General features: G+C 69.0%; 14 protein-coding genes, 1 tRNA gene and 2 pseudogenes. 7 read left to right on the top strand and 10 right to left on the bottom strand.

Going from position 1 to position 19,340, the window contains the following annotated elements; all coding sequences use genetic code 11:
* Positions 1-10 precede the first annotated feature (10 nt).
* Positions 11-2,635: a fibronectin type III domain-containing protein gene (locus AB0B97_RS12690; protein ID WP_357493188.1), complete on the bottom strand. Its 2,625-nt coding sequence runs from the start codon at positions 2,633-2,635 to the stop codon at positions 11-13.
* A gap of 208 nt (positions 2,636-2,843) precedes the next feature.
* Positions 2,844-5,525, bottom strand: coding sequence for a tetratricopeptide repeat protein (locus tag AB0B97_RS12685; RefSeq protein ID WP_357493186.1), 2,682 nt, complete (start codon positions 5,523-5,525; stop codon positions 2,844-2,846).
* A gap of 231 nt (positions 5,526-5,756) precedes the next feature.
* On the opposite strand from AB0B97_RS12685, the gene AB0B97_RS12680 reads away from it, so the two are divergent.
* Positions 5,757-5,840: transfer RNA gene (locus AB0B97_RS12680), tRNA-Leu, on the top strand.
* A gap of 377 nt (positions 5,841-6,217) precedes the next feature.
* Here AB0B97_RS12680 and AB0B97_RS12675 read toward each other — a convergent pair.
* Positions 6,218-7,189, bottom strand: a complete 972-nt coding sequence (locus tag AB0B97_RS12675) for a hypothetical protein (RefSeq protein WP_357493184.1) — start codon at positions 7,187-7,189, stop codon at positions 6,218-6,220.
* A 739-nt stretch (positions 7,190-7,928) separates the two neighbouring features.
* On the bottom strand, positions 7,929-8,192 hold the full coding sequence (locus AB0B97_RS12670; protein ID WP_357493182.1) for a hypothetical protein: 264 nt from the start codon (positions 8,190-8,192) through the stop codon (positions 7,929-7,931).
* 329 nt (positions 8,193-8,521) lie between these two features.
* Between AB0B97_RS12670 and AB0B97_RS12665 the strand changes: the two are divergent.
* Positions 8,522-8,981 (top strand): annotated as a pseudogene (locus AB0B97_RS12665) (DDE-type integrase/transposase/recombinase); the annotation flags it as partial.
* 223 nt (positions 8,982-9,204) lie between these two features.
* On the opposite strand, the gene AB0B97_RS12660 reads toward AB0B97_RS12665, so the two are convergent.
* A complete protein-coding gene (locus AB0B97_RS12660; RefSeq protein WP_357493180.1) occupies positions 9,205-9,639 on the bottom strand; it encodes a hypothetical protein in 435 nt (144 codons plus the stop codon).
* Positions 9,640-10,139: 500 nt separating this feature from the next.
* On the opposite strand from AB0B97_RS12660, the gene AB0B97_RS12655 reads away from it, so the two are divergent.
* The gene (locus tag AB0B97_RS12655) at positions 10,140-10,295 is read left to right on the top strand and encodes a LuxR C-terminal-related transcriptional regulator (RefSeq protein WP_357493434.1); all 156 of its coding nucleotides are present in this window, start codon (positions 10,140-10,142) and stop codon (positions 10,293-10,295) included.
* A gap of 155 nt (positions 10,296-10,450) precedes the next feature.
* Here AB0B97_RS12655 and AB0B97_RS12650 read toward each other — a convergent pair whose 3' ends face one another.
* Positions 10,451-10,948 (bottom strand): LURP-one-related family protein, encoded by a 498-nt coding sequence (locus tag AB0B97_RS12650; protein ID WP_357493178.1) that lies wholly within the window; start codon positions 10,946-10,948, stop codon positions 10,451-10,453.
* A gap of 419 nt (positions 10,949-11,367) precedes the next feature.
* A complete protein-coding gene (locus AB0B97_RS12645; RefSeq protein ID WP_357493176.1) occupies positions 11,368-12,147 on the bottom strand; it encodes an FkbM family methyltransferase in 780 nt (259 codons plus the stop codon).
* 736 nt (positions 12,148-12,883) lie between these two features.
* Between AB0B97_RS12645 and AB0B97_RS12640 the strand changes: the two genes are divergently transcribed.
* From AB0B97_RS12640 to AB0B97_RS12630, 3 genes are read left to right on the top strand one after another with little or no spacing between them, the layout of a single operon-like run.
* Positions 12,884-13,159 (top strand): hypothetical protein, encoded by a 276-nt coding sequence (locus tag AB0B97_RS12640; protein ID WP_357493174.1) that lies wholly within the window; start codon positions 12,884-12,886, stop codon positions 13,157-13,159.
* 20 nt (positions 13,160-13,179) lie between these two features.
* On the top strand, positions 13,180-13,839 hold the full coding sequence (locus AB0B97_RS12635) for a hypothetical protein (protein WP_357493173.1): 660 nt from the start codon (positions 13,180-13,182) through the stop codon (positions 13,837-13,839).
* Complete coding sequence (locus tag AB0B97_RS12630) at positions 13,836-15,131, top strand: hypothetical protein (RefSeq protein ID WP_357493171.1); 1,296 nt, start codon at positions 13,836-13,838, stop codon at positions 15,129-15,131. The genes AB0B97_RS12635 and AB0B97_RS12630 overlap by 4 nt, the downstream gene beginning before the upstream one ends.
* Before the next feature lie 421 nt (positions 15,132-15,552).
* Here the strand turns inward: AB0B97_RS12630 and AB0B97_RS12625 are convergent.
* Both AB0B97_RS12625 and AB0B97_RS12620 read right to left on the bottom strand, forming a co-directional pair.
* Positions 15,553-15,666, bottom strand: a pseudogene (locus AB0B97_RS12625) (IS6 family transposase); the annotation flags it as partial.
* A 251-nt stretch (positions 15,667-15,917) separates the two neighbouring features.
* The gene (locus tag AB0B97_RS12620; RefSeq protein ID WP_357493169.1) at positions 15,918-16,511 is read right to left on the bottom strand and encodes a hypothetical protein; all 594 of its coding nucleotides are present in this window, start codon (positions 16,509-16,511) and stop codon (positions 15,918-15,920) included.
* Between the two features lie 415 nt (positions 16,512-16,926).
* Here AB0B97_RS12620 and AB0B97_RS12615 point away from each other — a divergent pair, with 415 nt between their 5' ends.
* Complete coding sequence (locus AB0B97_RS12615) at positions 16,927-17,082, top strand: hypothetical protein (protein ID WP_357493167.1); 156 nt, start codon at positions 16,927-16,929, stop codon at positions 17,080-17,082.
* A gap of 158 nt (positions 17,083-17,240) precedes the next feature.
* Here the strand turns inward: AB0B97_RS12615 and AB0B97_RS12610 are convergent, their stop codons facing one another.
* On the bottom strand, positions 17,241-17,759 hold the full coding sequence (locus AB0B97_RS12610; protein ID WP_357493165.1) for a hypothetical protein: 519 nt from the start codon (positions 17,757-17,759) through the stop codon (positions 17,241-17,243).
* Between the last annotated feature and the right edge of the window lie 1,581 nt (positions 17,760-19,340).

Below are 19,340 nucleotides of genomic sequence, written 5' to 3'. Positions count from 1 at the left end.
GGCTGGTGGTTCAGCAGGTGGGCAGGACGTTGATGTTGTCGCCGCCTTCCAGGTTGAGCCAGGCCCACGGGATGTAGTTCTTCCCGCTGTACTCGACCTGCACCCACCAGGTGCTGCGCTTCTGATCGTTGTAGATCCACGAGTCGACGTCCTCGCCGGACTTCTTGCAGTACGCCTTCAGCCGGGTGCCGGGCTTCGCCCAGCCCTCCTGCTTGTCGTTGTCCTGTCGGGTCACCGAGAAGATCTCGTTGCCGTTGCGGCCGTCGACGTCCCTGTTGCAGTACGTCCGCTGGTCGCCGTCCGGCCCGTTGTTGCACGTCGCGATCCCGTACAGCGGCTCGGTGCTGTCCGCCCTCTGCGCGGTGCCCTTACCGGCGGCGTTGCTCGCCGTCACGGTGAACGTGTACTTCGTGCCCGGCGTCAGTCCCGTCATCGTGATGCTGGAACACGCCCCGGCCTTCGCCGGCTCACCCGACGTGCTCAGCGAGCAGGTGGCCTTACCGCCGCCCGCGTCCACGGTGAACGTGACGGTCGCCGACGTGGCCGTCGCCGAGGAGCCGGTGACCGTGACCCGGGGCGCGGCGACCGTACGGGCCGTGGCGGTGGCCTCCGGACCGGGCCCGGCCTCGTTGACCGCCTTCACCTTCACCGTGACGTTCTGGCCGTTGCCCAGCCCGGTGACTGTCGTGCGCGTCTCGGTCACCTCGCTCGTCCTGCCACCGACGTCCACCAGGTACTTCGTCACCGGTCGGCCGTTGGCCTCCGCCGGCGACCACTGCACGGTGACCGCGCCGGGCTGGTCGGCGACCGTCCCGGCCTGCAGGTCGAGCGGCCGACCCGGCGCCGCGAACGGCACCACCGTGTTGCTCACCGGCGACGCGGCCGAGCCGGCGCCCTTGTCGTTGACGGCCACGACTGTGAACGCGTACTGGGTGCCGAACTCCAGCTCACCGGCCGGCACCACAAGCTCCGTCTTCGTCGACTCGCCGGCCGGCGCGTTCGTCCCCGCCGACGTGGCCGTCACCGCGTACTTGGCGATCTTGTTGCCCTGCCCGTTCGCGGCCGGCCACTTCACCACCACCGTGCCGTCCGGTCGCTCCTGCGCCGTGACGCTGGCCGGTGGATCGGGCACCGCTGCGGTCGGTGTCACCGGATTGCTGCTGCGCGCCGGGCCGTCACCCTTGGCGTTCACGGCGTGCACCGCGAAACGGTACGTCTCGCCGTTGGTCAGCCCCTTGACCTCCACCGAACGCTGGTTGGCGCCCACCTCCATGCGTTGACCGGCACCCTGCACCACGTACCTGATGATCTCGGCGCCGTTCGCGGCGGCCGGCCGCCAACTCACCCGGGCCTGGGCGTTGCCCGCGGCGGCGGTGACGCTGCGCGGCGCGCTCGGCTTGCCCACCCGGGGCTTCTTCGGCGGGGGCGGCGGCGGGGGAGCCGGCGGCGGGTCACCGCCCAGCACGTCGTTGGCGTACTTGTCGACCTCGCGCACCTGGTGCTTGTCGTCCACCACCCGGGCCGTCGCCGAGTCGGGCGAGTTGATGAAGAGGTGGTTCTCCCGCACCTCCATCTCCAGCGGCCCGTTCGCCCTGCCCTTGATCGTGTCGACCAGCTGGCCGCCCGCGTCGAAGGAGTAGATGGTGCCGGTCGCCTCGTCGGCGCAGTAGAACCGGTCCGCCCAGGCCACCGCCGGGCTCAGCCGGTCGCCGCTGCCCGGCACCGTGAACGCCCGCTCCTCACCGGCGTCACCCACGACCAACACCCGCCGCTCGGCGGGCACCGTCACCGGCACCCGCGGCCCGGAGGTGCGGGTCGGCATGGCCGCCGGGCCGGGCAGTGTCAACGGCGTCGGGCGGACCTCACCGCGCTGCACCCGCACCAGCCGGGCGGCCGTACGGTCGAGCACCGCCACCCCGTCGTCCAGGGTGGAGACCACCAGCTCGTGGCTGGCGTCGGCCACGTCGTACGTCTCGACCCGCTCCGGGCTGAGCCCGCCACCTGCCGGCGCGGCCGAGGCCGGCGCGGACGGCAGCTTCGCGGCGGTGATCGCCGAGACCGTGCCCTCGCTCGGCACCGCGATCCAGAGCCGGCCCTCGCCGTCGAACGTGCCGCCGGTGATGCCCGGGGGATAGCGCACCGGCTCGCCGACCGGGCTCAACGACCGCGGGTCGAGCTGCCGCACGATGCCCTGCACGGCGTCGACGACGAACGCCGCGTCCTCGTGCAGGGCGACGCTCACACCCAGGCCGGGGGTGGTCGGCGTGGTCGCGGTGAGCTGCAGCGTGGCCAGGTCCAGCGAGCTGATCTGCCCGGTCTGCAGATCACGCAGGATCAGCAGCCGATCGGTCTGGGCGACCTGCATCGGGTGCCGGCGGGCACCGGGAACCTCGGTGCGGGTGTCCACCCGGGCGGTGACCCCGTTGACCCGGGCCAGCTCGCTGCGGACCGCGCTCCACAGCCAGGAACTCGCGTCGTAGTTGGCCACCGCGTTGTCCGCAGCCCCCAGCCCCAGGACGGTCAGCCCCATCGCGGCCAGCAGCGCGGTGACCGTGCCGACCGTCACCAGCCCGCCGCGCAGTCGGGACCGGGAACGGGGGGCGTCGGTCCGCTCGGCGTCGTCGATGCTGGCCACAGCCGGCTGCCTTCCCTGAGTCGTGGCAGGTGGCGTACGCCTCGCGGCGACCCCTCCCCTGAGCCGGGTGCCATCATATGGCTCGGCCGGGAACGGGGGAACCCGCACCGTCACCCCTGTGGATACCGAGCGTGCGCAATGGACGCCCAGCTCAGCTCGACGATCGCGAACCCGACTGTGTCGACTCGGCGGCGCGGACCGCTCAGGATCAGCTCGGCGGTGTGGACCGTTCGCGCTTGGTGCAGACCTGGCTCGAGGTGGCGAAGCTGTCCGTGGAGTAGACCGCGAGCACTGTGAAGCAGTAGTCCACCCGGGAGCTGAGACCGTTGATGGTGTGGCTGGTCCGCCCCGGTTCCACGGTGGCCATCACCCCCAGCGCCAGACCGGCCCGTCCACCGGCGACCATGAACGGCACCGCACCCCCGGACGGGTCCGTCCAGGTCAGAGTGATCGTCACGAGGTCGTCGCGCAGCTTCAGGTCACCGGGAGGGGGACCGCTCACCGCCGGCGCCGCCGTCACCGCGTCGCCGGCCGGGGGTGGCGCGTCGTCGCGGTTCAGCACCACCGCGCCCAGGCCGGCAACCGCGACCAGGGCAACCCCGGCCGCCACCGCCGCGCCGATCAGCGTCGCCCGGCTGCGACCCGTCGAAACACCCTCATCGGCGTACGCGGTCGAGTAGGGGTCCTGCTGGTACCGCTGCCCCGGATACACCTCGTGGCTCTGCTGGTAGGGCTGCCCCGGGTACTGCTGACCGGACGGGTACTGCGCGGCGGGCGGCGGCGTGACGGTGACCGGCGGCCGGTAGGCCGCGGGCGCGAGGGGCGCAGCCGTCATGTCCTGGGGCGGGGCCGGCTCCGGCCCGACGGCCGGGAACACCTCCGTCGACGCGGACGCGAAGCCCGACGGCTCACCCTGCACGGTCGGCAACGGTGGGCTCGCGACCGGCATGCTCTCGCCGCCCGCCGTGGACAGGCCGCCCAGGGTGGGCGCACCGCCCGGGGTGGCCCCGTTGCTCGGCGTGGGCACACCGCCCAGGGTGGCCGCACCGCCCAGGGTGACCGCGCTGGTGGGTGTGACCGCGCTGGTGGGTGTGACCGCGCTGGTGGGTGTGACCGCGCTGGTGGGTGTGACCGCGCCGCCCGGGGTGGCCGCGCTAGCGGGTGTGGTCTCTGCGGCGTCCGTCCGTGGTGGGTCCACGGGGTCCCCGGCAGTCGTGGGTAGCGGATGCGGGGGCGCGCTGCTGCTCCAGGGGGGAGCGGTCAGTCCCCACGGTGGCGCGCTCACCGGCGGCGCGCTCACCGGCGGCGCGGAGACGGGCTGGCTGTAGCCGGGTGGTCCGGATACGGGGTAGGGGTGGGCTGGTGGTCCGGACACGGGGTAGGGCTGCGCCGGTGGTCCGGACACCGGGAACGGCTGCGCCGGTGGCCCCGACACGGGATAGGTGTGGAGGGGCGGCGCGGACACCGGCGGTCCGTAGCCGGGTGGTCCGGACACGGGCTGGGTGTGAGCCGTCGGTGGGCCGGAGGCGGGGTGGGGCCGGTCGGGCGGTCCAGAGACGGGTTGGCCGTGCTCGGGCGGAGCCGACACCGGACGCGAAGGGCCCGCGGCCGGTGCGGAGGTCGAACCGACAGGCGGCGCGGAGACCGGCTGCGTCGCGGCGGGCGTCGCGCTGCCCGCGTGGTGCAGGGGTGGCCCGCTCACCGGGCGGGAGGGCGCCGGGTCTGGACTCGTCGGGATGGTCCCGGAAGGCCCCGGCCGGTCCGTCGTGCGGGTCGGCCCGCTCGGCCCGGCCGCTGCGACCCGGGCGGCCTCCTCGGCCAGCAGGGGCTCGATCTGCCGTACCTGAATGGTCGGGTCGGCCCACCGCGGAGCCGGCGCCGACGGTGGGGGTGCCGAGGGCGCGGCGGAGGTCTGCGCGGCGACAGCCGGGGCCGGACTCGTCGGGTGGACCGGAGGGCGAGCCGGATCCGCGGCCGACGGCGTGGAGGGCGGCGCCTCGACGACCGGGTGGATCGGCTGGTCACTCGTTCGCTGACGCGGCGGTGTGGGTGGTGGCTGCTGCCGGACGTACGGCGTCGGCCGGCCGGCGGCCTGAGGCGGCGGCGCGACCGGTGGGGGTGACGGCGGCGGCTGCTGCTCGGTCCGCTGGCGCGGCGGCACCGGCTGGACGGGCGTTGCCGGCGGCGGTGACATGACGGGCGCGGGCGGGACCGGATGCGCGGGCGGTGCCGGCGTCGGCGACATGGGTGACGAGGTCGGCGCCCCATGGGTGGGGGCCGGGGGAGGCGGTGGGGCCCAGGGCGACGCAGAAGCCGGACCATCGCCCGCCGCCGGGCGCATCGCGGCCAGGGTCGCCAGGGACAGCGTCGGACCGGTCAACGCCGATCGGGCGCCGGAGTCCTTCGTCGTGGCAGCGGGGGCGGACATCGGCGGTCCGGCGTCCAGCCGGGTCTGCCCAGGGCTGGCCTCGCCGAGGTAGTCGCGGGCGGCGCGTACCACCGGGTGGTGCTCACCGAGCACGGCGGGCCCGGCGCTGGCGACGCGCGTGTAGTTGCGGCGGGCCTCGTGCCTGTTGCCCAACTCCTCGGCGACCTCGGCCAGTTCGAAGGCGAGCGCGAGCATCGTCGGCTCGGAATGGTCCCAGCGCCGCTCGCCCGCCGCGAAGGCCTCCTCAAGCACCCGGCGGGCGGCAAGCGGGTCGTCCGCCTCGCGGTGCAGGCGGGCCAGCAGGTGCGCGGTGTGCAGCGTCTCGGGGTGGTCCTCGCCGTACGGCGGACGGGCGGACCCGACAGCGTCCGCAAGCAGCTGCCGGGCAGTGCCGAGGTCGCCCTCGGTGCGCAGTGCGAGGGCCCGTTGCTGGACGGCGGCCAGAGGAGAGGGATGGGACACAGGGCAATGCTGCCCGGCACCGGGCCGCCGACGCTACCCGGGCTCACACCCGATCCCGCTTCGGTGACCTCGCGTGACGGGTGTGAGCAGGGGCGGGAGGGCGACCGGGCAGGCGCCGGTGGGCGATGTGCATGATCCACGAGCGCCGTGTACAGTAACTCCCCGTGCGGCTCGCCGTGCCGACCTCGGATGGAAAGATCATCTGGGCGGCGAGGTAGGCTGAACGAGCAGGTCCGGGTGGCGGAATGGCAGACGCGCTAGCTTGAGGTGCTAGTGCCCGTATAGGGCGTGGGGGTTCAAGTCCCCCCTCGGACACAAACAATTGCCCCACGGTGCGCGCTGAGATCGGTTTCAGCGTGCACCGTTTGCGCTTCGGGGTGGTATGTCAGCCGCAGGCCGAGCTGGCGGTAGACCTCGGCTTTGTCGGCGGGGTCCGCGTCGCGGAGCACGGTGACGATGTCCCCTAGGGCGTGAACCAGCGCGGTGATCTCTGCCTGGGTCATCCGGCGTGGTGCGGCGGAGTTCCCTGCGTGCAGCTGCGTTTCGGCTCGGGTCCGTTCGGCCTGTGTCTGGGCTATCCACTTACTGACGACCGAGGGGTCGGCTCCGGCGTCGAGGGCCGCCCGGTAGCGCTGAAGTTGGCCCCTTGCAGCAGACCAGCGCGTGCTGGCGCCTGTCGGTCGCCCCCGTCATCACTTCCACACGGTCGCGTGGTTGCCGCCCGGTGTGTTCGTCCACCCGGCCAGCATTCCCCGATTGTTGAGTGCCATCACGGCGGCCGCCGGATCGCCGGTGACCATCCGGCGGTTGCGCAACAGGAAGGCTCGTCGTGGGTCGCCTGCGGTGGTGCCAGCGATCCAGCCTCGTTCGTTGATGCGGGCGTCATACCCGGGAAACTCGGTGCGGACACCCTGGTACCAATGGAAGACCCGGGCCGCCCCGTCCGCCGAGTTGCTCCACCCGACGACCTGACCATGGTCGTTGATCGCGAGTGCCCCGCTGATGCCGGACGGCGTGCCAAGGTCGATCATCCGGCCACGCTGCCAGAGGAATGCGTGCTGGACGCCGTCCGCCGTGGTGCTCGTCCCAACGATCTGCCCGCGTTCGTTGATGTCGGCTGGCACCGTCTCGTTGCCGCCGAGGGTTCCCAGGTCGGTCAGAGTGCCCCGCTCCCACAGGAAGGCCCGTTGTCCGTTGGGCGAGTAGTGCACGCCGATCACCTGGCTGTGGTTGTTGATGCCGGTGGCGCTGCGGTCGCCGACGCCTCCCAGATCGGTCAGGACGCCGCGCCGCCAAAGGAAGGCGCGGGTCAGGCCACCACCGATGAACGTCTGATTGTCACCGACGACTTCGCCCTTGTCGTTCACCGCCAACGCGGTGCCCGTACCTCGTTCGTCGAGCGTGCCCAAGTCCTGCGGCCGGCCCTGCCGCCACAGGCACGGGCGTGCCGGGTGGACCGCGGACTGACAGAATCCGACGACCTCGCCGCGCTCGTTGACGTCCCGCGGGAGGCTGCCGTTGCCGCCGGGCAGCGGACGCAGCACCGTGTGTTTCCCGGCCTGCCAGAGGAATCCGAGCGGCGGTTGGATCTCTCCGTTGACCGTGTTCGTCGCGGTGACGATCACTTCGCCGTGGCTGTTGATGTCCGACGCAGAACTCGACATCCATCCCGCCGGGTGGATGTCGACCGCTGTCGGCCTCCTCGGCCCGGACGCCCACGCCGGCGCCGCCGTCAGCAGCGGAAACGCAATGAGCAGCGCGCAAACGAGCCGTCCGATCAGACGGGACATGGGTTCTCCCAACCACACCGCAGGAATGACCGAGGGTCCGGGGCCGATTCACCATTTCACCCGTACTCCGGCCAAGGCAAGACAGAGGGGGCATGCAACCAGTATCTGATAGACGACGCCGTTCACCTGGCGTGGCTAACCAGGATTCGGTTTCGGTTGTCCACCGAATCCTTTGCCTTACGAAGCACCAAGATCACGTTCACTGATCTGCCGCTGACAAGGCGCGGTGATCGTGGGCATGCTTCCCCGATCGACCGATGCGGCTGCGGGAGCCAGCGCTAGTGCCAAACGCAGCACTGGGCCGGCAGCTCAGGAGTGGTCGGCGGCCCGGCGCGAGCCCGGTCTAGGGGGAGCAGGCTGGGAGCAGCGGGGTGCCCTGAACAGCTTTGAAGTGCACCCAATGGCATCGAACGGCGTTCAACTGCACCCACCCCTGACTGCGGCTCCACGTTCTCCCAGGTCAGAGTGGGTGTGGCGTCCTGTTTCCCGCGGAGTGCTCTGCGGTTCTGCACAGCGGTCGAAGTGCTCTATGTCGGCTGGCAGGGGAGTGTGCGAAGGTCAAGGCGGTAAGGAGCTGTTGGTGGGCCTGGGATCCGAAGAGGTCACCACGTGTCTAGATTTGCGCGAGCTTCAGGGTGGTACCGAGCGTCATCGGTGGTTTGGCAATGGTTCGCGTCGATCCTCGGACACAAACGATTGCCCCACGGTGCGCGCTGAGATCGACTTCGGCGTGCACCGTTTGCGCTTCGGGGTGGTATGTCAGCCGCAGGCCGAGCTGGCGGTAGACCTCGGCTTTGTCGGCGGGGTGCGCGTCGCGGAGCACGGTGACGATGTCCCCTAGGGCGTGAATCAGCGCGGTGATCTCTGCCTGGGTCATCCGGCGTGGTGCGGCCGACTCCGGTGGGTGCAGATCGTTTTGGGCCCGTGCCCGTTCAGCCTGCGTCTGAGCGATCCAGCTGGCGACGACCGAGGGATCCCGCTCCGGCGTCGAGGGCTGCCCGGTAGCGCTCAAGTTTCGCGTCGCACTCGGCGATGGTTGCGCGAGCGGCGACAATGGCCGGGGAGGGCTGGTTTCCCGACTGGGCGTTGACCATCGCGGTGATCGTCTTCTCAAGGCGGTCGGGATCAAACGCGGTAGCGAGCCAGGCGTCCAGGGGGTTGGTGAGGGCGTCCTCACGGAGGTAGACGTTGCGGGGATGCTCAACGTGGGTCGCCGACCTGACCTACGTGCGCACCAGTGTGGGCTGGGTGTACGCCGCGTTCGTCCTCGACGTGTTCTCCCGCATGATCGTCGGCTGGCAGGTCTCCACGTCGCTCTACACGGATCTGGCTTTCGACGCGTTGAAGATGGCTATCTGGCGCCCGCGAGAGTCAGGGAGCTGTCCTGCGTAAACTCGTCCACCACTCGGACCGAGGAGTCCAGTATCGAGCGATCCGCTACACCCAACGGCTCGCCGAGGCGTTCAACTCGCTCCACAAGACCGAACTCGTCCGCACCCAAGGTCCCTGGCGCGGCCTCGACGACCCGGAGATGGCCACCGTCGAGTACATCGACTGGTACAACGACCGCCGGCTGCACGGCGAACTCGGACACATCCCACCCGCCGAACACGAGGCCCTACACGCGATAACCCAACCGGTCACCGCACCCCTGAAAACCAGCTAACCAACTCTCCATCAAACCCGGGGCTTGACAGGTCAGATAGGTCGCCCGGTCTCGGCTGCGTTCCCTTGGCTGTAGCGGGAGCGCCTGGGGCAACCAATGATCCGTTGCCTTGTGGCGGCGCAGCAGCGGATAGCAGGCTGCGATTTGCCCGCGGTAATCAGCTAGCCACAACGGGCCGCCGGACTGCCGGCGGCCCGTTCCGCTTCAGGACCGGTGCGCGGGGTCAGCCCTCCCAGGTGACGGGGGCGGTGTAGCAGCGCTGCCAGCCGGACGAGGCCGATCCGTTGTAGTACAGGTCTACGCAGACCCGCCCCTGGGCGCCGTCGGCGCTGGTGTATCCCGCCCAGTTGTCCCACCACAATCCGATTCCTGTCCCGGCCTTGGTCAGAGCGCCTTCGCAGGTGAAGGTGTTGCGAGGACCCTCCCACGTCGAGGTCGAGTTCCAGTACTGCAGGATCAACCAGCCTGTGATCTTGCAGCCGGTGGCGGACGTCGCGTTGGCGCCGAACATGACGTTCGTGCTGAGGGAGGCGTGGTCGTCGTAGAGAGAGACTCTCGTGGCGAGGCTGATCATGGTCGGCCCGTTTATTGTGCCGCCGGCCAGGTACTGGTCCTCGCGAGACTGGGCGAGCGCCGGGGCGTTCTGGGTCAGGATCACTGACCCAGCGACGAGGACGGCAACGGCGGCCCTGGCAAACCACGTTTTAAGCATACGAAGGCCTCTCCGGGTGACGGATCGGGCGGATGACACTGATCAACCTAGCCGCTCGGGCTCCCGGCGATCCGTCCACGAGGGAGCACAGCGAGTGAACTTCAGGTAGCCGGTGAGTACCAGGAGTGGCGTGGAGCTGATGGCTCGCCCGCCGGGTAGCCATCGGCGCACCGGCCGACGAGCGATCAGCAAGAGCCGCTTCCACCACGCGTGGGTGTGCACCCGGCGGACCTCGGTCAGCGGATCCACGCTGGAGGTGAAGCGTCGCGGTGAGCTTGCTGGGAGTCCCCGCGGTTCCGTCGTTTGAGACGCCGATTCCACGGGCAACGCCGTGACCAGGCCCTTCAGGCTGGTGACCTCTTCGGCGACAGCGAAGTGCACATCGTGTGCTGATCTACGCGGGGCTCGGCTCGACAGGGCTGGTCCCCGGCACTGCCCTGCAGTCAATGCGCCGGAATTCGGGCCAGATTGGGCCTCGTCGACACGTGTCCGAGGCCACCGTCAAGGGCCATGTCTCGCGGCTGTTGGTCAAGCTGGGCTGCAGCACCCGTACTGAAGCCGCCCTGCTGGCCCACGAAGCTGGCCCCAGCACGCCACCCTGAAGCCGTCAAAGAGATGTCTCGTAGCCCTGGCCCGTGTCCGTTGCGGACGGTCACCGGAAATGCGCACCTCGTTGATCGGCGATCCGCCGCCGACGATCTCGGTGACCGCGGCGGCGACGAGCAGGCCCGGAGCAGCGCTGCTGGCGTCCAACGGGTCAGTCCTCGTCGCCCTTTTTCTTGTCGCGGTCCAGGGCCAGGTCGAGCGCGAGGACGCTGCCGATGATGAGTAGTGGGTCGACATCGGGAGTGACCTGCACGGCATAGGTGTCGCGGATCGTCAGCCACCGTTTGGAGACCACGGCAACGTCGGTGCCGTCGCGTTCGATCACGTACTCGTGGTCGAGCAGGTCGCCCTTCATCTCCAGGTCGTTGGGCCCGGGCACGTCGATGGTGAACTTGTCGCGAAACGGCGTGAGGAGCTTCTTGCGGACTTCTGCGGCCTTCTCGCCGCCGATCCGGATCTCGTAGGTGGGACGCAGCGCCACCAGGTGCCGGTGCAGCGTGGCGACCTCATGGCCGGAGGCGTCCTCGATGACGACTTTGTTGCGGACGCTGAGCACCTTGCCGTCGACGTGGAAGACCTTGGTGCCGTGCTCGTCGAGGACGTCGAAGTCGTCGCCGATCGAAAAGAACCGTTCCCTGATGACAAACATTCTTCGATTCTCTCTCAGGGGGGGCGAAAGGGCTGGCCGGCGGACCGGTCTTCCGAAGTGGCGGGCGGGTAGTTGTGGTGTTTGTTGGCGATGGCGCCACCGAGGCAGGTGGCCGGGCCATGGGTGAGGCATGTCGAAGCCGCGAAGCTCGGACTAATGGCCGCTCCCGTCAGCTGAGACGCCGATCCCACCGGCAGCGCGGATACTGGCGAGTCCTTTGTGGTGACGGTTCTATATCTCCGATCGGCCGCGTCAGGGCATCGTGAACGCCCGACCGCCCCCCTTGCCTCGGGCGATCACCGATCCAGGCCAGACCACCTGCCTCAACATGCGTAGCCATAAACCCGTCGGGTGGCATCCTTCACGAGTATGAATATGCTGCGTGACCTGGGCGGACGAGGTTTCTGTCAGGGTCAGGGTCAGGCGGGCCGGGCGCGGGCGTAGACGTCGCCCGAGTTGGCCTCGTGGGGCAGCGCCCGCAGGTACGCCGCCACCTCGTCCGCCGGCCGCCAGCCATTGAGTGCGAACGCCATCTCGTCGCCGAGCGCAACGGTGAACCTGGTGAAGCCCAGGCGGGTGAGCCGGTCCAAGCAGTGCGCGGCCAGGTCCCGTTCGATGGTGGTGAACTCGAAGGACAGCGCCGGCAGGGGGCGGCTCAACCCGGCCAGCACGGCGTCCTCGAATCCCTCCACGTCGATCTTGACGAAGCCCGGCACGCCGTGCGCCGCGACCAGGGTGTCGAGTGTAGTTCCGGCCACCTCGATCTCGACGTCCCAGATCTCGTCCTCCCAGCCGCCGGCTCCCTCGGCGGCCTGCAGGAAATCCGCCGACGCCGTGGAGATCGTCGGGTTCGCCGAGTTGACGTGCAGACGCACCGGCCCGGTACGCGCCCCGCACGCCGCCTCCACCACGGTGACCCGGTCGTCGTCCGCGTAGAGGGCGCGCAGGGCCTGGGTGCAGAGCGGTTGCGGCTCGACGGCCACCACGCGTGCGCCCAGCCGCCGGAAGCTGCCGAGCCGGTCACCCACGTGCGCGCCGACGTCGAAGACCAGGTCCCCTGGGCGAACCAGGGGCGCGTAGAACGCGTCCATCGCCGCCTCGCGGGCCGGGTCGCCGTAGTACGCCTCCAGGGAGCGGCGCAACCCGGACAGGGTCGGATCCGCCTTGAGTGCCTCCACCGCTCTGGAGTCGTCGACCACTGGTCCAACCGTAGTCGCGTCCGGAGCAACGCGAGGGCGATTCGCGCCCATCTCCTGGGCACTGCCGGACCTCCGGCCTCCAGCTACCAGAAGTCCGCTCCCTGCCGCTGGCCACGCGCGCAATCACGAGCGCGTCCTGGATCGATGCGGCTGTGAGAGCCAGTGCTGGTGCGAGCCAAAGCACGGGCAGGCTGCTTGCGATCGGTCCGCCGTCGGCATTCCGGTGCGGTGGCGGCTTGGATAGCGCAGACGGATACGCGAAGCTGCCCACCTCACCAGGGAAGGGCGGCGTTTCGTTACCGAAACACCTCACAGGCGCGTAGCTCGGAGCACCGGTCTCCAAAACTGAAGGTTGCAGGTTCGGATCCTGTCGCCCCTGCTCTCGTCCCGGCTACGGCCACCGCTGATGATTCTCAACTCCACGGTGGATGGCATAGCAAGACTCCAGCCGGCGCCTGCACGCCCCGGCCGGGGGCAGCACCTCCGCGACGAGGGAGACGCCTGACCCGCTCGCTTTGGAAGCGAGAGAAGCGGGGTTTGACACCCCGGTCCCGGACCACGGGGTTGTAGCTCAACTGGCAGAGCAGCGGTCCGGCAGGCCGCAGTTTAGGGGTTCGAGCCCCCTCTTCTCCACGTACCGATGCCCTCCTGGCGTAATTGTTGCGCACGGGAATGAAGTCTCCGAGGACCGCACATCCTCGACCTGCCCCACCCGGACCGGAAGACGTACGCCGACGTGCTCGAACCGCCGGCCGACTTCGACGGCTCGCCGGACAGCTGGCTCGCCAGCGCCCCCGAGCGGCAGCGGGCGCTGTTCGACTACGCCCACGCCGAAGCGCGCGGGCGGCAGACGGAGATTCCGGCCAAGCTGAGCATGCTGCGCGCCCGCGCCGAGCTGACCGCGCTGCCGGTCGCCGAGCGGCACGCCGTACTCACGGGCCCCGGCGGGCTGCGACCTACGGCTGGCATTGCCAGCTATGGCCATCGATCACTACCTTGTGTGTACGCATGACTACCGTGTAGGGAGGCTGGTTGCGGCGTCTGAGTGCTCTAGTTCCGCTGCTCCTGTTGTCGGCGGCTATTGCTTCATGCTCGCGAGCCACCCCCCTCTGCGACTACGCGGACGGCCTGGTCAAGTCAGCGCAGCTAACTCAGGCGGCGGACGCCTACGCCACCGCGGAGCGCTCGGACGAGGGCGATTGCGCCGACGACGGCCTCAAGCACGTCGGCGAGCTGCGAGCGAAGGCCAGCGCCTACGTCGCCAAAGGCCGCGCCGCGCGGCGGGCGGGACAGCTCCCGGCCGCCACCGCGTCGTTCCGGGCCGCCCTGGCCATCGACCACAGCGACACCGAGGCGGCCGCCGAGTTGCAGGGCCTCACGAGTGTCTCGGCGACTCCGGCGCTTGCCCCGTCGGTCGTTCCCATCCTGGTCAAAGGCCCGCCGGGCCGGGACGCTGGGCGCGGGCTGGCATGGCTTGCCCTTGTCCTCACCCTCGTCGTGATCATCGTCGCACTTGGCCTGGCGATGTGGATACGGGCGACCCGCCTGGCGCTCGACCGGGTGGCCGCATCGCTCGATGCGGCGAAGAGCCGCGACGACGATCTTCGGGCCGACGTGGTGCGGTTGATCGAGGCCGGCCGGGCGACCACGGATGACGTGGAGGAGTGGTACGGACCAGGGGGAGACCGATGACCAACCGCATCGACGTTACCCTCTATTGGCTCCGCACCGGCACCACCGGCCGTCTGGTGGCGCGGCGGCGGATGACCTGGTCCGGCGGCGACGAACCGGTCGACGAGATATGGGCGTCCGGTTCAGTCGACGAGATCCAGATCGCGACCGTCGATCATGCGGCACAGTCCACGGTTGAATGGCAGCGGTTGCTCGCCGGCATGGCAGTCCTGAAACTCACCGTGGTGACGGCCAAAGCTCAGCTCGTCCTGCGCCTCCTGGACGCCGATGCGCTCGAGAGCCTCGCCGGTACCGCCGCTCCCGCGACTTTGTTCGCCCGCGTGACCACGCAGTTCGAGGAGACCGACGGCGTGCTTCAGGCGGCCGGTGGCCACCTGAACGCGCCGGGGCGCCACCTGGTCGCCCAGCCGCTGCTGCCAGTGCTGCGGGCGGCGCTGCAGAGCGTCAACCTGGCGAAGACCGACGTGCCACCGCCGGCCAGACCCGCCGAGGAGCCGGCGCCAGCGCTGCGGGAGTGCCTTCCGCCTGCGATCAAGTTTGAACGGACCCGGGGCGCCCAGGTCGGCCACCACAACGTTCAGATCAACCGCTTCGAAGTCCGCGGCCCGACGCCGAGCCTCGACCTTGAGCGGGTGCTGTCTCGTCTCGAAGTCAAGGCCGCCCGGACCGCGCTGCTGGCCGACCCGACCAACGCGGCGCGACGCACCGATTTCGTCGAGTCGCTCCAACGGATCTCGGGCTGGGCGGTCAAGGCGAAGCCGCTGGTGCTTTCGGCCACGAGCCGACCGCCCAGCTTCCTCGAGCGGGTCTTCTCCGTCGAAGGATTGCAGGTCGGCAACGGCAACACCCAGCGGAACACTTTCAAATGCTGCGTGACCGACGTCCCGGCGGCCCAAAATCTCCTGAACTACGACCGCGCACTGGCCAGGAGCCTGGCCGACTATCTCTGCCCACGTTCCGGCACCGTCGGTGATTTCAGCACCTTCCGCGAAGACCTGCAGCGCACGATGCGCAACCTGCCGATCACCCTCACCAATCCCCACAGCGTCCGCCTGCCGATTCCCGAGCCGGGCCAGACCCTGATCGTCCGGGACATCGACGGAGTGTCCATCGGCCCGAAGAGCGCCGTCACCCCCATCTTCGTCAATCGCAGCGAGGCGCCGAAGCCGTACATACCGCCGAGCCCAGCGCCGCCGCAGGTTCACCCGCCGAATCCAGCCGACGAACTGTCCACAAGGACCCCAGAGCCTCCCCATCGAAGCATCCCCGGGCCAGGATCTTTCGGTTTCTGAGCCGAGCTGCCGGACCGGATCGTCGGCACATGTGCGCCGACGCGCGCCGACCAGCAGGTTGCGACAGAACCCGTCTGCAAGCTGCGAGATCCGATACCGGCGCTCGGGACGTTCCCGGCCAGCCCCCCGCTTCTTCACCGCTGTGACTCCCAGTAGAGGTCGAAGTGGTCAGGCGTTTCCGCCTCCGGGGATGGCTGGCGCCGGCAGGCGTCTCGGTTCGCCTGAGGCCACGTCTGCAGGCGTGCAGCAGGTCGATGTGGAGCGTCGCGAATAAGCTTGACGGACTCCGCCACGGTTCCGTCATCTGAGACGCCGATCCCACGCGCAATGCCCTGACCAGCCCTTCCGGGCGGACGACACCTTCCGGGGAGTGGCGGGCGAACCGGGCAGCGTCGGCCAGCAGCGGGGTGAACCGTTGCGCCCACCGGAACATGGTGACGTGGTCGACCTCGACACCGCGCTCAGCCAGGAGTTCCTCCACGTCCCGGTAGGAGAGGTTGTAGCGCAGGTACCAGCGGACCGCCACGACGGTCACCCCCGCGGGGAACCGGAACCCGGTGAACGCCGACTTCGGCGGCGACCAGGGACGACGAAGACTCGACCGCTGCACCCGTCAAGCCTGCGTCGATCCCTGGGCACGAGCAACGCAACAGACCGGTTCCGGTTGACCCTATCGAGCTGCGAGACCATCAGGACCAGACCAGCCAGTTAGGCCGCGTGACTGACACTTTCATTTGTTCGTGCAGCAGACCCGTTTGTGGGTTAACGCGGGGTGGGCTCTTGAGGTTAGGTGGTCCGGCGTTCGAGCTCACTTCGCGCGGTGAGGAAGTTGACGGTGGGGTCGCCCTGTGGGAGGTCGGAGACGAAGACAACGAGCCCGGCCGTTTGACTGTCCGCCCAGCCGCAGATGGTCATGTAGCCGCCGCGTTCCCCGCGTCCTTTCCCGCAGCGGGCTTCTCCTCCGAATTGGCCTGTGTCAACCGCCTTGGTCTCGACGCGTCCGTAGAGGGTGAGTATGCGTTTGAGGGTTGCTGCCGGGTCATCGACGGTTCCCGACGCGCCGGTGACGAGCACCGCGTCGGCGGTTTCGGTCTCACCCCCGTACGCCCAGGCGACCGCGCTGGTGGGTGTTCCCACCTCCTGCTTTAGCTTCTCGATCAGCGAGATTGGTCTGTTAGTCAGACCTCGGCTCATATTCTTGGGCTTCCCGAGGAGGGTTTCTGGTGTTTGCAGCTGGCGAGGCGATGGCGTGCTGGCCGGTGCCGGCACGGTAGGTGCTAGTGCAGTGCATGCGGTTGACAGCAGGAGTGTTGCTGCTGCGGCTAGCGACAGTGCTGCGGCGGCTATCCGGGCGCTCCCGTTGCGGCGGATCGTCGCCATGGTGCTCCTCTGATCAAGAAGATGTCGCGGAAGCCTAGCCCAGTCGATCTCCGAGCGAGGGCGGGCAGTTGGTCGGTTTTCTCACTCCCCAGGGCTGGTACGGCTTCGGGCGGCGGGCGTGCTGAGTTCGACTTGTACCCGTTGGCTCTCCTAAGACCAGGGTCGCCATCGACCGGTGCCCGACCGCCTCACGGGGGCAGAGTCCGGCGGTGATAAAACGGGGCATGGAGATCGCGCGGCTAATCCAGGCGTTGGATGACGTCTTCGACGGCGCGATCGTGCATCACGGGTACACCGACTACATTCGCGATTACGAAGTCATCGTCTACGTCACCGCAGACCCGTGTACCGACATCCCACCCGTCCCCTCCGGTACCTCTTCAAGTACTGCGTTGCAGCCGAGGTGCAAACGGCGGTGACTCCCGACACCTGGCGGCGCTCCATCCTGGCCAACGACACCACTGCCGCGTTCCGATTTCGCCAAATCCGGTCAGGCGAGGACTGGATCGACCTTGAGGACTTGGAGCGTTACCCAAAGGAATTCGCCGTCGTCATCGACAGCCACCCGTGACTCTCGTGCCGTTGGCACAACCAGCCGTACATCCACACCCGAGCCGACGTGCAAGACAGCGAGCGACCGCAGCCGACGAGCCGAACAGCCTAGCGGCGATGCTCAGCGTCAGCCCACAGCAGTCGCGATCGGGCGAAGAACGGGCAGCAGCCGCACCGTCAGCCGTCGCACACCTCGTCCGCGTAGCGAGCGAAGTCCTCGGGCGTGTAGAACGCGGCGACGAAGCCGCCGCGCGCCTCGCCCTCCCACCGCTTGCTGAGGATCACGGCGGAGCCGGTCCGACCGCGCAGTTCGCTGATCCGGAACGGGAAATCATCCACTGTGCCGCCACCTCTGTTCCACGCGCGCAAATCGTAGATCCTGTGGTCGTCTAAACCGGACGGAGCCGGCGTCGTCTGCCAGCCGGCTCCCGGGTCGAGTAGCGTGATTTCCTCTGCGGCGCGGGCCCGGCCAGGACCCCGCTCGAGATCGATCACGCCGTCGCCGACCGAGCCGTCGTCCTGGCCGAGAAAAAGGGCAATTTTGTCGGTCCCGCCGTGGCACCAGTCGAAAACCCCGACCAGCCGGCCGTCGGCGTCCAGCCGTACCCCGACCGCACCCTCGGTGGCTGGGCTGCAGCCTGTCAGCCCGGCCAGCACCAACGTGCAGATCACTCCCAGCAGCCCTGTCCGTCGCATCCAATCAGCGTGAGCACCGACGGTCACTTACCGATCACGGCGAGAGATCGGCTTGACGACATCGAGGATCGGCGAAGCAGATCCAGCAAGGCCACTGCTTGAAGGCCGGCGGCAGCTCGCGGTGCAGGTTGTGATGGCCTGCTCTACTGACAAAGTGCGTGCCCGTCTACTTCTCTACCTTGCGTTGATGGCTGCGGGCGTCATGGCGACAGGAGCCGGACTCTTGGTCGCCCTGGGATACGTCGAGCAGCCAGGGCCCTTTGGCGAGGGGGCATTGGGCGCGGTTGGCGGAGCTATGGCCTCGGCTGGGTTTACCGATGGAGGAAGTGCCGCTCCTCGGGCTCGGGGCAAGCGTGAGATCGCGCGCCGACGCCAGCGTCGAAGCATGTCACCGGCAGCACCTGGGTGACCTCAGGCGTTAGCAGCGCCGACATCATCGGTAGCCGGCGTCGCAGCGAGCAGGCGGTCGCGTCGCTGACCGCTGTGGTCCCGGCCGGCGCCGTCGATGCCGCGTTGACCGAGCCTGCGGGTGTGCAGTGGTTCCTTTCGGGCTGGGGCGTCCTGCTGGCCTGCTGCGGCCCGAATGCGTCGGGCCTGCGATCCCTATCGGCACCATCGCTGAACCTGGAGCTGATCTGCGCTTCGGCGACCAACTGGGCACCAGCGCGGAGGTCCCACTTTCATCACCTGTTCGTACGGACTGCACTACGTATGGGCAGTCGCGGCCTTGGGCGCTCGGCGGGTGGTACCTTACCGACCCCTTTGTTGACGAGAAACGAGATTTGGCGTGGTCGACTCCCAAACCGACACCGGTTCCTCCGCTGGCTCCACGTCTTCGCGTCGATGGGTTTGGGTGGCGGCCGGGTCTGTCGTGCTCCTGGCCCTGCTAGGCGGCGGAGCAGCTTATTGGCAGTTCGCTAACCGTGGGGATGAGGATCCGGGATTGACGGGGTGTCGGTCGGCTGGGGTGCTGGTTCGGGCAGGGCAAGGGAAGGTTGTGCCGGCCGACGAGGTTCAGCGGCTGGGCGCCCTGTTCGAACGCTCGGCTCACGATGACTTGAAGTCCGCTGGCGTAACTGCGGCGGGCTTGGTGGAGAGGGTGCAAGATGCTCGCAACACCGGCCCCGGTGGTGACTTCTACCGTGCCCAGTTGGCTCAAGCTGTTCCGCGGATGACCTCTGCCTGCGAGAACCACCAGGTCAGGGTCAAGGCGTAGTTCGGATCGTCTGCCGCGGCCCGATATATACCGAGGCCCCGACCTGCGTTTAAGCAGGTGGGGGCCTCGGTAGCGCTGGCGGAAATCGATATGGACAGAGGCTGGGCTGTTCGCCGGCCTCCCGACCTCAGTCGGCCGAATCAGCTGAACGGCTTGCGGTGCGCTGCCGGGCGGCAGAGCGCCTCGGGAGGTCAGGCAAGCAGCTGGGCGCGAGTGGCGGTGACCGTCGCGGTGCCACTGGTCGACAGGCCGGAGATCCCGACCGGAAGATCGGCAACGGTCAACGTCAACTATTGTTCCGCGAAACGGACTACATCAGCAGAGGCGGGTCCAGGCTCGGGTGTCACGCTCACCGGCGGACGGAG

It is taken from the genome of Micromonospora sp. NPDC049004 (assembly GCF_040649315.1).
In the GTDB taxonomy this organism is placed as follows: Bacteria; Actinomycetota; Actinomycetes; order Mycobacteriales; family Micromonosporaceae; genus Micromonospora.
The sequence above is the reverse complement of the archived record's forward strand: the minus strand, read 5'-3'. Positions and strand labels throughout refer to the sequence as shown.